The organism is Roseicyclus mahoneyensis, assembly GCF_003148775.1.
Lineage (GTDB): Bacteria > Pseudomonadota > Alphaproteobacteria > Rhodobacterales > Rhodobacteraceae > Roseicyclus > Roseicyclus mahoneyensis.
Genome location: NZ_QGGW01000001.1, coordinates 497,725 through 510,911, shown reverse-complemented (window position 1 = coordinate 510,911; position 13,187 = coordinate 497,725). Strand labels below are relative to the sequence as shown.

The following is a 13,187-nucleotide window of genomic DNA, read 5'->3' as shown; positions in this document are numbered from 1 at the left end:
AGGCCTAGCGCCCCTCGAACCGCGCCGGGCGCTTGTCGAGAAAGGCCATCACCCCTTCCTTGAAATCGCGCGTCTGGCCGCATTGGCCCTGCATCTGGCCCTCCAGCATCAACTGCTCCTGCAGCGCGTTGCCGGTGCTGGCCTGCATCACCTGCTTGATGCGCTTGAAGGCCTCGGTCGGACCGCTCGCCAGATGGGTCGCCCGGGCCCGCCACGCTGCCTCGAACCCTTCATCGGGGATGGCTTCCCAGATCATGCCCCACTGGGCGGCCTGCGCCGCACTGATCTTGTCTGCGAACAAAGCCGCCCCCATCGCGCGTTGCATCCCGATTGTGCGCGGCAAGACCCATGTGCCACCCGCGTCGGGGATCAGCCCGATCCGGGTGAAGGCCTGGATGAAAGTGGCGCTTTCCGCCGCGATGGTGATGTCGCAGACCAGCGCGAGATTCGCCCCCGCCCCCGCCGCCGTGCCGTTGACCGCCGCGATCACAGGCACCGGACAATCCACGATCGCCATCAGCATTGGCACGTATTCGTCGCGCAAGGTCCGCTCAAGGTTCATGTTCGACAAGCTGGCCCGATCCCCCAGATCCTGCCCCGAACAAAAGGCGCGCCCGGTCCCGGTCAAGACCACGACCCGCGCCGCCTTGCCCGCCTCCTGCACCGCATGGGTGATCTCGGCGCGCATCTGGGTGTTCAGCGCATTCATCACCTCGGGCCGGTTCAGCGTGATGACCGCCATCCCGTCGTGATCGTGCCGCGTGATGGTCTGGTAGATCATGGTCCGCTCCCCGGTGGTGACGGGCGCAGACTAGACGCGCGCCCCGGCCCCGAAAAGCCGAAACGCCGCGTCACTCGTGCAGCAGATCCTTGAGGCGCGCCTGTTCCTCGGGGCTCAGCGCCGCCTCGGTCGGCGTGGTCGAGGCCGCGCGACGGCGGATGTAGACCAGCGACAACCCACCCCCCACAAGCAGCATCAGCGCGGGCGCCAGCCACAAGACCACGTTCGACCCGCTCATCGTCGGGCGCAGCAGGACGTATTCGCCGTAGCGGTCCACGATATAGGCGACCGTCTCTTCGTCACTGTCGCCCGCCACCAAGCGTTCGCGCACCAAAAGACGCAGATCGCGGGCCAGTTCGGCGTTCGATTCGTCGATCGACTCGTTGCGGCACACGACACATCGCAGCCCCGCCGAGATGTCGCGCGCGCGTTCCTCCAGCGCGGGATCGGGCAAGATCTCGTCCGGCTGCACGGCGCCCGCGGGCGCGGCCAGCGCAAGCAGAAGGGCAAGCAGAAGCGCCCTCATTCCGCGGGCACCCCTTGCGGCTGGGCCGGGGCCTTGGCGGCACCGGCGGCAAAACGGTAGCGCCGGTCGCTCAGGCTCAGGAAGCCGCCAAGCGCCATGATGATCGTGCCACCCCAGATCCAGTTGGCGAAGGGCTTGATCCATGTGCGCAGCGCCCAGCCGCCACCCGTCTGCGGATCGCCAAGTGCAAGGTAGACGTCACGGGTGAACCCGCTGTCGATCCCCGCCTCTGTGGTCGGCATGCCCGCAACGGGATAGAATCGCCGCTCGGGATGCAGCAGCGCGATCTGCCGCCCTTCGGCATTGCGCACGGCGACATGGGCCATGGTCGACAGGTAGTTGGGCCCGCGCGCATTCTCGTCCACGCTCAAAAGCTCGATCTCATAGGCGCCGACACGGTAGGGCTGACCCACCTGGGCCACGCGTATATCCTCCACCTGATAGCCGGTCAGGGCCACCACGCCGAACATGGTGATACCGACACCCGCATGGGCGACCGTCTTGCCCCAATCCGCCCGCGGCAGGCGCCACAGACGACCAAAGCGCCCACCAGCGGACCCGCGCCCGGTGCGCGACCACAGATCGACCACAGCCCCCGCGACCAGCCATACCGACAGCGCGACGCCTAGGGGCGACAGCGCCGACTGGCCGGTGAACACCGCCCAAGTCAAAAGACCCACTGCGACGGCCAACACGAAGGCAGGCACCAGCGCCACCAGCGCCCGGCCCAGCTTGGCCCGTTTCCAGGGCATCATCGCCCCGATGGGCAAGGCCACGGCAAGGGCGAAGACAAAGGGCGTGAAGGCCATGTTGAAGAAGGGCGGGCCGACCGACAGGGTGCGGTCCCAGAACATTTCCGCAATCAAGGGCCAGATTGTGCCGATGAAGACCACGAAGGTGGACACCGCCAGCAGCAGGTTGTTCACGACCAGCCCGCTTTCACGGCTGACCATCGAGAACACCCCCTTGGCCTCCATCGCGCCCGCGCGGAAGGCAAAGAGCAGCAGCGCACCGCCCATGAAGAAACACAAGATCATCAAGATGAACACGCCGCGTTCGGGGTCATTGGCGAAGGCGTGAACTGATGTTAGCACGCCCGAGCGCACGATGAAGGTGCCGATGAGCGAGAAGCCGAAGGCGAGGATCGCGAGCAAAATCGTCCAGCTTTTCAGCGACTCGCGCTTTTCCACCACGATGGAGGAATGCAAAAGCGCGGCAGCGATCAGCCACGGCATGAGCGAGGCGTTTTCGACCGGGTCCCAGAACCAGAAACCGCCCCAGCCAAGTTCGTAATAGGCCCACCACGACCCCAGACCGATGCCTATGGTCAGAAAGACCCAAGCCGCCAGCGTCCAGGGGCGCACCCAGCGGCCCCATGCGGCATCCACCCGCCCCTCGATCAGCGCGGCGACGGCAAAGGAAAACGCCATCGAAAGGCCGACATAGCCGAGGTAGAGAAACGGTGGATGAAACGCGAGGCCGGGGTCTTGCAGAAGCGGGTTCAGATCCTGCCCGTCGAAGGGAGGGATCTCCAGCCGTAGAAACGGGTTGGAGGTGAAGAGGATAAAGGCGAAGAAGGCCACCGAGACCGAGGATTGCACCGCCAGCACACGCGCCTTGAGGCTGGGCGGCAGGTTCGAGCCAAACCACGCGGCGCAAGCCCCGAACAGTGTCAGGATCAAGACCCACAACAAGAGCGACCCCTCGTGGTTCCCCCAGACGCCCGAGATCTTGTAGAGCATCGGCTTGTCGGTGTGCGAATTGGCCGTCACCAGATTCAGCGAGAAATCCGAGGTGACGAAGGCATAGGTCAGCGCGGCAAAGCTGAAAGCCGTCAGCAAGAATTGCGTGGTCGCGGCGGGATCCGCCACAGCCATCCAGGCGGCATTGCCGCGATGTGCGCCGACCAGCGGCACGATCATCTGAAACACCGCCACCATGAAGGCGAGGATCAGGGCGAAATGTCCGAGTTCTACGATCATGTCCCTACCTTAGGCCCTGCCGCCCCCCGCGCCAATAGGATGCGGCATCGCTTCACATCGGATTGACCGTGTCAAACAGGCGCGGGGCCCAAACCGGTCCCCAGCGCCTGATGGGCTTTGGCAGGGCTTGCATATTTAGGGAAAGATGAAGCAGGGCTTCAGGCGACCTCGCGGCCCAAGGCGGCGGTGTAGATCTCGAACCAGCTTTGGCGGTCGAGCGACACCTTGGCCGCATCGCCAAGGCCGGTGATCCGACGCAGGCTGTTGGTGCCCATCACCGGCAAGATCAGCGCCGGATGGCGCAAGAGCCAGGCCACGGCCACGGCATCGGGGCCGACGCCTGCCTGCGCGCCGATCCGGGTCAGGACATCGCGCACGGGCGCGCCTTCGGGTCCGAACAAGCGCCCACCCGCCAGCGGCGACCACGCCATGACCGGCACGGATTTTTCCTGCATCCAGGCGACCTCGCCGTCGGTCAGGGGGGTGTGGTGCAAGACGCTCAGCTCGATCTGGTTGGTGGCGAGTGGTGTTTCCATGGCCGATTGCAACAGCGACCAGTCATGACGCTTGAAGTTCGACACGCCCACCGCGCGCACCTTGCCCGCTGCGACAAGCGTGTCGAGCGCAAGGCCCGTTTCCTCGTGATGCATCAGGGGATCGGGACGGTGGATCAGCAAAAGGTCGATCACCTCGATCCCCATCGCCTTGAGCGAGTGTTCGACGCTGGCGGTGATGTGATGGGCGGAGGTGTCGTAGTATTTCACCCTGCGGTCGGCATAGCGGCCCACGGGGGCGATGATATCGCATTTGGTCACGATCTCGATCCGGTCACGCAAGCCCGGAGCGGCCTTGAGCGCGTCGCCCAGGATCGCCTCGGCGGTATAACCGCCGTAGATATCGGCCTGGTCCATCGTGGTGATGCCTTGCGCCAGACAGGCCTCGATCTTGGCCTGAACATGGGCGGGCGAGGTGTCGGCGTCATCGCCCAACCGCCACATTCCGTAAACTATGCGCGAACACTCCAGCGGCCCCAGCTTCACACGGTCCATCAGCGTCTTTCTCCTGTTGCCAGCGGTGTGGCGGGCGGTATGGCGGGCACGCGCCCATAGGCATGGGGCAACGAGCAGGTCTTGAGATGCGGCATCACCAGCCGCCCGAAATGATCGCATTCGTCCATATGCGGATAGCCCGAGAAAATGAAGGCCCGGATGCCCATCTTCCGGTATTGCTCGATCTCGGACAGCACCTGATCGGCCGATCCGACCAGCGCCGCCCCGCAGCCCGAGCGCGCGCGGCCGATCCCGGTCCAGAGATGCCGTTCGACATAGCCGAACTGGTCGGCGAGAGCGCGTGCCTTGGCCTGATGGCTGACGCCGAGCGAGCCACTGTCGAGCGCGCGGTCGCGGATCAGCTGGCCCAACTCGTCATCGAGTTTCGAGACGAGGTGTTCGGCATAGTCCCGCGCCTCGGCTTCGGTGTCGCGCACGATCATGTGGACGCGCAGCCCGTAGTCGAGCGTGCGCCCGTAGCGGTCAGCCACCGCGTGAACCGCGCGCATCCGCTCGGCGATCTGGTCCTTGGGTTCGGGCCACATCAGGTAGACGTCGCAATGCTGGCCACACAGCTCCAGCGCGTCGGGGGAATAGCCGCCGAAATACAAAAGCGGCCCGCCCGTCTGGTAGGGTTTGGCGGGATCGGTCGTCAGGCCCGCGAACTGGTAGACCTCGCCCTCGTAGTCGATCGTGTCGCGGGTCCAGGCCTGTTTCAGGATCTCGACCACCTCGCGCGAACGTTGGTAGCGAAACGCGCTGTCGGCCTTTTCGCCCGGGAAGTCGGAGGAGATGATGTTGACCGTCAGCCGCCCCTCGAGCATGTGGTCGAGCGTGGCCAGCGTCCGCGCCAGCATGATCGGCTGCATCTCGCCGCAGCGCACGGCGGCAAGGAAATTGATCTTGTCGGTGATCGGCGCGCAGCCCGCCACGAAGCTGAGGGTGTCTTGCCCCACCTGATAGGAGGACGGGCACAAGATGTTGCGAAACCCGTGGCGTTCGGCCCGTTTCACGATGCCAGAGCAATGCGCCCAGCTGGAACGCAGCCCGCCGTCGGGCACGCCAAGATATTCGTAATCATCCGAGCAAAGTGCAGCGAACCAGCTGACCTCGGCGGCGTCGAGATCGGGGGATGTGACGGGAACGATGGTCATGGTGCAGGCCCTCCCAAGCCTTTGGACTGGACAAGGGTTACCGCTCACGGCAACGTATATCAATGGTAGATCAATATCGGTGTCGAGGCGATGCGCGGTGCCCTTCCCACCTATCTCAGAATCGCCGAGCGGCTGACCCGCGACATTGCGGCCGGTCGACTTGCGCCCGGTGACCGTCTGCCGCCCGAGAGGGCGATGGCGGCAGAGCTTGGCGTGACGGTCACCACCTTGCGCAAGGCGCTGGCGGTGCTGACCGAACGCGGCCTACTGGAGCGGCGGCAGGGATCGGGCAACACGATACGGGCGGGCGACACCGGGCAAGCGGTCTATGCCCTGTTCCGGCTGGAGCGGCCCGAGGGGGGTGGCTTGCCCACGGCGGAGCTGATCGCGCTGGATCACCGCGAAAAGCCCGAGGGCCTGCCCGATCTGGGCAGCACGGCGCGCCACGCGTGGAACATCCGCCGGTTGCGCGCGCTCGACGGGGTGCCGGTGGCGGTCGAGGATATCTGGCTCGACGGGCGGTTCAACGGGCGGCTCACGCCCGCGACGGTCTCGGAATCGCTTTATCGCAGCTACCGCGACCTTATGGGGCTGACCATCGCGCGGGCCGAGGACAGGCTGGGCGCGGGCCCCCTGCCCGATTGGGCGGGCGACCGGCTGGGCGCGCGTCCCGGGACCATCATGGCCCTTGCCCGTCGCCGCGCCTTCGCGGCAGATGGGCGCATCGCCGAGGTCTCCTCCACATGGTTCGACCCCGATCGCGCGGCCTATGTCGCGCGCCTTCCGTGACACGGGCAAATTTCATTGGGGCAAGGAGACAGACGCGCATGACCCGATACGGCATCATCGGTTCCGGAATGATGGGGCAGGAGCATATCCGCAACATCGCCCTGTTGCCCGGCGCGACGCTGGGGGCCTTTGTCGAACCCGATCCGGGGATGGCGGCGGCGACGCTGGCCCTGATGCCGCAGGCGGTGCGCTGCACCGACATTCCCGCGCTTCTGGCGCGCGGCGACATCGACGCGCTGGTCATCGCCTCGCCCAACCATCTGCATGTCGCGCAGTTGCAGCAGATCGCGGCCACCCGCGCCCTGCCCGTTCTGGTCGAGAAACCCCTCTATACCGACGAGGCGCAACTGCCCGCGCTGGAGCGGTTGGCGCGCGACTATCCGGCGCCGATCTGGGTGGCGATGGAATACCGCTACATGCCCCCCGTGCAGGTCCTGCGCGACATGGCCGACGCGGCCACCGGAGGCATCCGCATGCTGACGATCCGCGAACACCGCTTTCCCTTTCTGGAAAAGGTCGGCGACTGGAACCGGTTCAACCGCAACACCGGCGGAACGCTGGTGGAAAAGTGCTGCCATTTCTTCGACCTGATGCGCCTGATCGTGCAAGACGAGCCGGTGCGCGTGATGGCAAGCGCCGGGCAGGCCGTGAACCATCTGGACGAACGCTACGAAGGCGAGACGCCCGACATCTGGGATCATGGCTATGTCATCGTCGATTTCGCCCGTGGCGCGCGCGCGATGCTGGAGCTGTGCATGTTCGCCGAAGGGGCGCGCTATCAGGAGGAGATTTCCGCCGTCGGGCCATTGGGCAAGATCGAGGCGCTGGTGCCTGGACCGACGCGGTTCTGGAACCACGACATCGGCCCCGCGCCAGTGCCCCGCGTTATCGTCAGCCCACGCAACCCGACCGGCCCCGTCGAACACGAGGTGCCGGTGGACCCGCGCCTGTTGGCGGCGGGGGATCACAACGGGTCGACCTTCTACCAGCACGAGCGCTTTCTTGAGGTCGTCCACGGCCGCGCCCGCCCCGAGGTGACGCTGGCCGATGGCGCGGCGGCTGTGCGCATGGGTCGCGCCGCGCAAGAGAGCGCGTGCACGGGCCAGGCCGTTTCGCTCGTCTGACGGGCGGTGTAGGGTCTGGCCATGACGCGACGCATCGACATCGGCATCGACGGGGGCGGCACGGGCTGCCGGGTGGCGCTGTCGCTTGAGGGTGGCCCGGTCGCCCTGACGCGGGGCGGCCCGGCCAACATCGTCACCGACCCGGCGGCGGCCGAGGCCGCGATCAGGCTCGCGTTGACCGAGGCACTGACCGCGCGGGGCCTCGGGTTCGACGCGATGGTCGATGCCCGCGTCTGCGCGGGGCTGGCGGGCGGGCGGCTAGCCGGCGCGGCTGATGCCTTTGCCACCCGCCTGCCCTTTCTTGCCTATGTCGTCGATGACAGTGTCACGGCGCTGGAGGGCGCATTCGCCGGGGCCGAGGGGACGCTGGTCAGCCTTGGCACCGGATCCTTCTGCATCCGGCGCGACGCGCGCGGGATCACGCATCAGGGCGGCTGGGGCTTTGTGCTGGGCGACGAAGGCTCGGCGGCATGGTTCGGGCGCATGGCCTTGTCGGAACTGCTCAGGATCGAGGATGGGCGGATGTCGCGCTATGCGGCCGACCCGCTGATCGGGGTGCTGCGCGGGGCGATGGGCCTGCATCCGGTGCTGTTCGCGCGTGACGCCCGGCCCGAGGATTTCGCGGCACTTGCGCCTGTGATCCTCGCTTGCGGGAGCCCGTGGTCCAAAGACCTGCTCGAACGTGTCGGCGCCGAGGTGGTGGTGGCCCTGCGCCAGATCGGCCATCCCGCGGGCGGCGCCTGGGCGCTGACGGGCGGCTTTGCCAGTGCCCTTGCTGCGCGCTGGGCCAGATCGATGCAGACCGGCCTGCAAGAGCCGTTGGGAAACGCCCTGGACGGGGCACTGTCACTGGCGCGGGGGTTACCATGACACTGTACAGCGGGCTCGACATTCTGGACGGCGACGGGCTGCGGGCCGACATGGCACTGCGCCTCACGGAGGGGCAGATTGCCGAGGTCCGCCACAGGCAGGCAGGCGAACCGGCCGTGGACCTGTCGCAAGACGGCCAGCGCGCGCTGGTCTGCCCCGGGTTTCTGGACCTTCAGGTCAACGGCGGCGCGGGGCTGATGCTGGGCGAGTGCACGACACCCGGCGATGTCTCGCGCCTTGCCTCCGCGCATCGGGCGGGTGGCACCACAGGCCTGATGCCGACGCTGATCTCGGACAGCGGGTCTGAAATCACGCGCATCATCGACCTTGTCGCGCAGGCCGCGACCGATGATCCGGCTATCCTAGGCCTGCATCTGGAGGGGCCACATATCGCCGTCGCAGGCGCGCATGACCCGGCGCAATTGCGCCCCATGACCGATGCGGACCTCATGCGCTACAAGGCGGCGGCGGCTGTCTTGCCGCATCTCTTGATCACGCTGGCCCCGGAACAGGTGACGCATGCGCAGATCGCGGCGCTGACCGAGGCCGGCGTGACCGTGTCACTGGGCCATTCCAGCGCTGGGTATGACGCCGCAAAAGCGGCCTATGCGGCGGGCGCGGGCCATGTCACGCATCTGTTCAACGCCATGTCCGGCCTGCATCACCGCGAACCCGGCATGGTGGGCGCGGCGCTGGATCATGCGCCATGGATCGGCTTGATCGCAGATGGTGTGCATGTTCATGACGCCGGGCTGCGGCTGGCTTGGGCGACGGCGCGCGACCGGCTTATCCTTGTGACAGATGCCATGGCCGTCGCCGGAACCTCCAAGGCGCATTTCAACTTTGCGGGGCGGCGGATCACGCGGGCGGGCGGGCGGCTGACGCTGGCCGATGGCACGCTGGCCGGGGCCGACATCACGATGATCGACGCGGTACGCCATATGGCGAGGGCCACGGGTGCATCCCTTACAGAGGTTCTGCCCCTGGCCTTCGATGCGCCGCACCGGCTTGTGACCGGACAGCCCAACCGGATCACGCCGGGACGGCCCGCCCGCCTTTTGTGCCTGGCCGGGGACCGGCTGACGTCGCTTGCCACCGGCGAAGGCTGGCAAAGGATCTAAAGCGCCGCGCCCACCAAAGACCCGATGACGCTTGTCGCGGCCATGGCCAGCACACCCCAAATGATCACCCGCAGCGCGCCACGGCGCCGCGACGCCCCCCCGGCCTGCGCCCCCAGCGCACCGAGCGTGCCTAGGGCCACAAGCGTCGCCGACGCCACCCAGACCTGCAGACTTTCCATCGGTGCGACTGCCCCCACCGTCAGCGGCACCGACGCCCCGGCGGCAAAGGTCAGCGCCGAGACAACCGCTGCCTGCAACGGGCGCGGCGGCGACAGATCGGTCAACCCGATTTCGTCGCGCAGATGCGCTCCAAGCGCGTCCGCTTCGGTCAGATGCTCGGCAACCTCGCGGGCCAGCGGCGGCGGCAGGCCGCGGGTTTCGTAGATCTGGGCCAGTTCGTCCAGCTCCGCCTCTGCGTTGAGCTTGAGTTCCCGCCGTTCCTTGGCGATGTCGGCCTGCTCCACATCCTCCTGGCTTGAGACCGAGACATATTCCCCCGCCGCCATGCTGAGCGCGCCCGCCACCATCCCTGCGATGCCCGCCAGCATGACGGTGACATGATCGCTTGCCCCGGCAGCCACACCCACGATCAAGGAGGCGGTCGACAAGATGCCGTCATTGGCCCCCATGACCGCCGCGCGCAACCAGCCCGAGCGCCCCGAGAGGTGCGGCTCGGCATGGGCCGAGGGGATGCCATGGTGGGTCGGGCGCGCCATCAGGTCAGACCCATCTTGCCGGGGTTCAGGATGTTGTGCGGGTCGATGCCACGCTTGATCGCGCGCATCATCGCCATCGCGCCAGATCCCAGTTCGCGTTCCAGATAGGGGGCCTTGCCCTGCCCGATGCCATGCTCGCCGGTGCAGGTGCCATCCATCGAAATCGCCAGCTCGTTGAGCCAGCCGATGAACCCTTCGGCCTGCGCGACCTCGGCCGGGTTGTCTGTGTCGACCAGCAGCAGGCAGTGGAAATTGCCGTCGCCGACATGGCCGACGATGGGCGCCAGCATGCCCATGGAGGCCAGCCGGTCCTGCGCGGCACTGACGCAATCGGCCAGTCGGCTGACCGGCACACAGACATCGGTCGACAGTCCCTTGGCGCCGGGGCGCAACTGCAGCCCCGCCCAATAGGCATCATGGCGCGCCTGCCACAGGCGGTTGCGGTCCTCCTCGCGTTTGGTGAAGGTAAAGCCGCTGCCCCCCGTCTCGGCCGCGATATCCCCAAACCGCGCCGCATCTTCCGCCACACCAGCGTCCGAGCCATGGAATTCCAGCAGCAAAAGGGGGGCTTCGGGCAGCGACAGCTTCGAATAGGCGTTGACGGCCCGGACCTGCAGCGCATCCAGCAGTTCGATCCGCGCGACCGGGATGCCATACTGAATGGTTGCGATCACCGCGTTGCAGGCAGCGGCCACGTCGGGAAAGGAACAGGTCGCGGCAGAGACCGCCTCGGGGATGCCGCGCAGGCGCAGGGTCAGTTCCGTGATGATCCCCAGCGTCCCCTCCGAGCCAACCATGAGCCGCGTCAGATCGTAGCCCGCGCTCGACTTGCGCGCGCGGGCCGCCGTTTGGACCAGCTCGCCCGAGGGCAGCACAGCCTTGAGCGCCAGCACATTGTCCTTCATCGTCCCGTAGCGCACCGCATTGGTGCCGCTGGCCCCCGTCGCGGCCATGCCGCCGAGCGAGGCATCGGCGCCCGGATCGACGGAAAAGAACAACCCCGTCGCCCGCAGGTGCGCGTTCAGCGCCTTGCGCGTCACACCGGGCTGGACCACGACGTCCATATCCTCGGCATTCACCTGAAGGATGGCGTTCATATCCCTGAAATCAAGTGATATTCCTCCTGCAGGAGCATTGACGTGCCCCTCCAGAGAGCTGCCCGTGCCGAAGGGGATGACCGGCACCCGATATTGCGAACAGATGGCCATGATCGCCTGCACCTCCTCGGTCGAGGTGGGGCAGATGACCGCATCGGGCGGCTGATTGCGCAGCCATGTCGTGGTATGCGCGTGCTGTTCGCGCAGCGCCTGCCCGGTTTCGACCCGCGCGCCAAAGCGTTGGCGCAAGATGTCCATCGCTGTAGCGATCCCGTCCTCGTTGCGCCACAGATCCACAACGCCTGCCATATGCCACCCCCCCAAAATTTGTCTTGCGCCCCATGACCTATCCTTGCGCGGCGGCGCGGCGCAAGCGCGTGCCGAGGGTCGCGGCCCCTTGCCACGGCGCGCCGGGTCGGATCACATGGCGCCGCGCGACACGGGAGGACAGACATGACACGACCCACACCCCTTTGGCTGTTGGTGGTCTTGCAAGGCGGCATCTCGGCCGCCTCGCTGGTGGTGGAAATCGTGGCGGGGCGCATGCTTGCGCCCCATGTGGGCATGTCGCTCTATACATGGACGGCGGTGATCGCGGTGGTTCTGGCCGGGTTCTCGGCCGGGCACTGGTGGGGCGGGCGGCTGGCCGAGAAACCGGCGCCCGACGCGCTGGCATGGACAGGTGGCGCGACGCTTGCCGCCGCGGTGACGACGGCAGCCGCCGTCTTGATCTTGCCCGCGGTGGCAGCGCCCGTACTGGCCGCCGTGACAGACCCGGTCTGGGGCATCACCGCGCTGACCATGGTGGTGTTCTTCTTGCCGTCCTTCTTTGCCGGTGTGCCTGCCCCGGTGCTGGCCCAGATCGCCATCACCACGCAGGACCGCTCCGGCCCGGCGCTGGGGGCCATGTTCGCCTCGGGCGCAGTCGGCGCGATCGCGGGCGTGCTGCTGGCGGGGTTCGTCTTCATCGGCTGGCTGGGATCGGCGCTGACGCTCGTGCTGGTGACGGTGGTCTATATCCTGTCGGGCCTGTTGTTCTTTTGGCTCGGCCGATCTCGCGGGTTGGCCGTCGCGGTTCTGGCCGGGGCCGCTGCTGCCGGAATGGCAGGGCTTGCGCTGGCCGCGCCCGCACAATGCCATGAGGAGACCCGCTATTTCTGCCTGCGGGTCGATGACCTGTCGGCCGATCCAAACAGCCCGGTGCACCTGATGGTGATCGACCATCTCGCCCACGGGATCAGCGCGCGCGACCTTCCCGAGGTTCAGTTCACCGTCCATGGCGCAATGCTCGACACGCTGACGCGTCTGCGCGCCCCGCGCGAGGATTTCAGCACCTATGTCATCGGCGGCGGGTCGTTTTCCGTGCCGCGCAGCCTGATCGCGCAAGGCGCGGGGCCGATGACCGTGTCCGAGATCGACCCCGAGGTGACGCGGTTGGCCGAAGCGGCGTTCTGGTTCGACCCCGCCAGCGCCGAGATCTGGCACGAGGATGCGCGCCGCGCCCTGCTGACCCGCCCCGAGGTGCGCTTCGACATCATCATCGGCGATGCCTTCACCGATGTGGTGGTGCCGGTGCATCTGGTCACGCGGGAATTCTTCGAGCTTGTGTCCGCCCGGATGACGCCCGACGGGTCCTTCTTGATGACGGTGATCGATTACGAGGACAGGCTCGGCTCGCTCGGCTCGATCGTGATGACGCTGCGCGAGGTCTTTCCGGTGGTCGAGGTCTGGACCCAGACGGGGCAGCCCGCGCCGGGCTCGCGCATGGTCTTTGCCGTGGTGGCGGGGTCCGAGCCCACGCCGGTCGGCACATTCAGCGCGCCCGCGCCGAACCTGATGACCTTCGGCGCGCTGGACGACCGCTTCGTCGCTGCGCTGGCGGCCGACCGGGGGATGGTTCTGACCGATGATTACGCGCCGATCGACCGGTTGATGGGGCGGCGGGACTGATCGTCACCTCGGTGCGCCGTCCCGCGCG

General features: G+C 67.1%; 12 protein-coding genes. 5 read left to right on the top strand and 7 right to left on the bottom strand.

All coding sequences use genetic code 11. From position 1 onward, the window contains the following. Nucleotides 1-4: 4 nt before the first annotated feature. The 5 genes from C7455_RS02555 to C7455_RS02535 form a co-directional block, all read right to left on the bottom strand. The gene (locus C7455_RS02555) at nt 5-781 is read right to left on the bottom strand and encodes an enoyl-CoA hydratase-related protein (RefSeq protein WP_109665059.1); all 777 of its coding nucleotides are present in this window, start codon (nt 779-781) and stop codon (nt 5-7) included. Nucleotides 782-851: 70 nt separating this feature from the next. Next, a complete protein-coding gene (locus C7455_RS02550; protein WP_109665056.1) occupies nt 852-1,307 on the bottom strand; it encodes a cytochrome c-type biogenesis protein in 456 nt (151 codons plus the stop codon). After that, on the bottom strand, nt 1,304-3,289 hold the full coding sequence (locus tag C7455_RS02545; RefSeq protein WP_109665053.1) for a heme lyase CcmF/NrfE family subunit: 1,986 nt from the start codon (nt 3,287-3,289) through the stop codon (nt 1,304-1,306). The genes C7455_RS02550 and C7455_RS02545 overlap by 4 nt, the downstream gene beginning before the upstream one ends. 158 nt (nt 3,290-3,447) lie before the next feature. Beyond that, nucleotides 3,448-4,338: an aldo/keto reductase gene (locus C7455_RS02540; protein WP_109665050.1), complete on the bottom strand. Its 891-nt coding sequence runs from the start codon at nt 4,336-4,338 to the stop codon at nt 3,448-3,450. Further along, complete coding sequence (locus C7455_RS02535; RefSeq protein ID WP_109665047.1) at nt 4,338-5,492, bottom strand: LLM class flavin-dependent oxidoreductase; 1,155 nt, start codon at nt 5,490-5,492, stop codon at nt 4,338-4,340. The genes C7455_RS02540 and C7455_RS02535 overlap by 1 nt, the downstream gene beginning before the upstream one ends. Before the next feature lie 90 nt (nt 5,493-5,582). On the opposite strand from C7455_RS02535, the gene C7455_RS02530 reads away from it, so the two are divergent. From C7455_RS02530 to nagA, 4 genes are read left to right on the top strand one after another with little or no spacing between them, the layout of a single operon-like run. Next, nucleotides 5,583-6,281, top strand: coding sequence for a GntR family transcriptional regulator (locus tag C7455_RS02530; protein WP_109665043.1), 699 nt, complete (start codon nt 5,583-5,585; stop codon nt 6,279-6,281). 38 nt (nt 6,282-6,319) lie between these two features. Then, nucleotides 6,320-7,405 (top strand): Gfo/Idh/MocA family protein, encoded by a 1,086-nt coding sequence (locus C7455_RS02525; RefSeq protein ID WP_109665040.1) that lies wholly within the window; start codon nt 6,320-6,322, stop codon nt 7,403-7,405. A gap of 21 nt (nt 7,406-7,426) precedes the next feature. Beyond that, nucleotides 7,427-8,275, top strand: coding sequence for a glucosamine kinase nucleotide-binding domain-containing protein (locus tag C7455_RS02520; RefSeq protein ID WP_109665037.1), 849 nt, complete (start codon nt 7,427-7,429; stop codon nt 8,273-8,275). Further along, nucleotides 8,272-9,396, top strand: a complete 1,125-nt coding sequence (nagA, locus tag C7455_RS02515; RefSeq protein WP_109665034.1) for an N-acetylglucosamine-6-phosphate deacetylase — start codon at nt 8,272-8,274, stop codon at nt 9,394-9,396. The genes C7455_RS02520 and nagA overlap by 4 nt, the downstream gene beginning before the upstream one ends. Here nagA and C7455_RS02510 read toward each other — a convergent pair. Together C7455_RS02510 and C7455_RS02505 are read right to left on the bottom strand one after the other, a co-directional pair. Then, a complete protein-coding gene (locus C7455_RS02510; RefSeq protein ID WP_109665031.1) occupies nt 9,393-10,112 on the bottom strand; it encodes a VIT1/CCC1 transporter family protein in 720 nt (239 codons plus the stop codon). The genes nagA and C7455_RS02510 overlap by 4 nt on opposite strands. After that, nucleotides 10,112-11,518, bottom strand: coding sequence for an FAD-binding oxidoreductase (locus C7455_RS02505; protein WP_109665029.1), 1,407 nt, complete (start codon nt 11,516-11,518; stop codon nt 10,112-10,114). Before C7455_RS02505 ends, C7455_RS02510 begins: the two co-directional genes overlap by 1 nt. 144 nt (nt 11,519-11,662) lie before the next feature. On the opposite strand from C7455_RS02505, the gene C7455_RS02500 reads away from it, so the two are divergent. Continuing rightward, nucleotides 11,663-13,159 carry a fused MFS/spermidine synthase gene (locus C7455_RS02500; RefSeq protein ID WP_109665026.1) on the top strand — a complete coding sequence of 499 codons (1,497 nt, stop codon included), beginning with the start codon at nt 11,663-11,665 and terminating at the stop codon, nt 13,157-13,159. The last annotated feature ends 28 nt before the right edge of the window (nt 13,160-13,187 follow it).